The sequence below is a fragment of the Pseudodesulfovibrio sp. genome (assembly GCF_028692895.1).
Lineage (GTDB): Bacteria > Desulfobacterota > Desulfovibrionia > Desulfovibrionales > Desulfovibrionaceae > Pseudodesulfovibrio.
This window is the reverse complement of sequence record NZ_JAQUWN010000008.1, coordinates 44,774-47,273: the sequence shown is the minus strand read 5'-3', so window position 1 is coordinate 47,273 and position 2,500 is coordinate 44,774. Positions and strand designations below refer to the sequence as shown.

Annotated in this window: 1 protein-coding gene; it reads left to right on the top strand. The window is 69.2% G+C overall.

The features are described 5' to 3' along the window. Positions 1-2,500, top strand: a 2,500-nt coding sequence (locus PHP91_RS03510; protein ID WP_300137027.1) for a tandem-95 repeat protein, incomplete at both ends; no start/stop codon positions are given.

Below are 2,500 nucleotides of genomic sequence, written 5' to 3'. Positions count from 1 at the left end.
CCGGCGACGCGCCCACCGGCCTGACCATGAACGCCGACGGCACCTACACCTTCGACGCCTCCTCCTACGACACCCTGGCCGCAGGCCAGACCCAGGAGATCACCGCCACCTACACCGTCAGCGACGGGCATGAGGGCGTCGCCGCCAACACCCTGACCATCACGGTCACCGGGACCAACGACGCGCCCGAGCTGACCTTCAGCGCGGCCGACACCACCTATAACTATATTCAGAACGGCAGCTTCGAGGGCGTGGACATCGACGCCGGCGGCTGGGCCCAGGGGTACAATCCCCCGAATTGGACCCTTGAAGCGGGCGGCCACTTCGAGGTCATGGACGGCCAGCGCGGCGGCATCATCGGCGCGAGCGACGGCGAGAACGTCCTCGACATGGCGGTCGGCACCGGCGTTCCCGTCTCCGTGTCCCAGACCGTCACCGGCCTCACCGAAGGGGCCTACGCCATCTCCATCGACGCCTTCGACCGGGGCGAGCACCTCGGCGAGGCGGATTCCGGGGCCATCCACATCCTGTGGAACGGCGTCGAGATCGGCTCCATCAACCCCGGCTCCGAGGCCTGGGAGACCGGCGCCTTCACCGTGACCGTGGCCGACGGCGAGACCTCCGGCACCCTGACCCTGACCTCCGAGGACGGCGGCACCTTCGGCAACGTCATCGACAACGTGGCCATGTACGCAGTGAACACCGGCGACGCGGTCCCGGTCTCCGTGGCCGAGAACACGGCCGCCGGAGCGGTGGTCGCCACCGCCCTGGGCGCGGATGTTGACGGCGACGCCCTGGCCTACTCCCTGGTCGACAACGACTCGCCCTTCACCATAGACGCGAGCACCGGCGTCATCACCCTGGCCGGCGACCTCAACCACGAAGAGGCCTCCAGCTACACCATCCAGGTGGCGGTGAGCGACGGCGACGAAACCACCATCAAGAACCTGACCATCCAGGTGGCCGATGTGAACGAGGCCCCGGTGGTCGAAAGCCCGGTCGTCTTGGACAACATGGCCGAGGACGGCGGGCCCGTGACATTCACCGAGGCCCAGCTCCTGGCCAACGCCTACGACCCGGACAACGAAGGCGGAGCGAACCCGCAGGACGGCCTCTCCGTCACCGGCCTGGCCGTGACCGACGGCTCCGGCGCCCTGGTGGACAACGGCGACGGCACCTGGACCTTTACCCCGTCCGGGAACTGGAACGGCGACGTCCAGCTCACCTACTCCGTGACCGACGGCGAACACAGCACCGCCGCCTCGGCCAGCTTCGACGTCACCCCGGTCAACGACGGGCCGACCCTGGAGTTCGCCTCGGCCGTGGACGCCGAGAACCTGATCCAGAACGGCAGCTTCGAGGGCGTGGACATCGACGCGGGCGGCTGGGCCCAGGGGTACAATCCCCCGAACTGGACCCTGGAAGCGGGCGGCCACTTCGAGGTCATGGACGGCCATCGCGGCGGCATCATCGGCGCGAGCGACGGCGAGAACGTGAACGACATGGCGGTCGGCTCCGGTGAACCCGTGGTCATCTCCCAGACCGTCACCGACCTCGCGGCGGGACAGTATGTCATCGGCCTGGATCTCTTCGACCGGGGCAGCCACCTGAACGAGCCCGATTCCGGCAACATCGACGTCTACTGGAACGGCGAGCTGGTGGCGACCCTCAATCCGGGCGACGACGCCTGGGAGACCGGCTCCATCATCGTCACCGTGGCCGACGGCGAGACCTCCGGCACCCTGACCCTGGCCTCGCACGACCCCGGCACCTTCGGCAACGTCATCGACAACGTCACCATGCACGCCATCGACCCGGTCGAGAGCGCCACGGTGACCCTGGCCGAGGACGCGGCCAACGGCGCCTACGTGGCCACGGCCGTGGGTTCGGACGTGGACTCCACGGACCTGACCTTCTCCATCGTGGGCGACTCCCCGTTCTCCATCAACCCGGAGACCGGCGTCATCACCCTGACCGGCGCGCTCGACTACGAGACCGCCACCAGCCACACCATCACCGTGGCCGTGGCCGACGGCAACGGCGGCGTGACCACCAGGGACCTGACCATCGACGTGTCCAACCTCAACGACAACGCGCCCACCCTCGCGGTGGGGCCGGTCGCCGGCGTCGCCGAGAACGCGGACGCCACCGTGGTCGCCACCCTCGCGCCCGCCGACCTGGACGGCGACAGCGTCACCTACACCCTGACCGCCACCGACGGCGCGGGCAACGACGCCTCCGGCCTGTTCTCCATGGACGGCGACAAGGTGGTGGCCGCCGCCGGGCTCGACTACGAGACCGCCGGCCAGTACCACATCAGCGTCACCGCCTCGGACGGCGTCCACGACAGCAACACCGTCGAATTCGACGTGAACGTGGACAACCTCAACGACAACGCGCCCACCCTCGCGGTGGGGCCGGTCGCCGACGTCGCCGAGAACGCGGACGCCACCGTGGTCGCCACCCTCGCGCCCGCCGACCTGGACGGCGACAGCGTCAC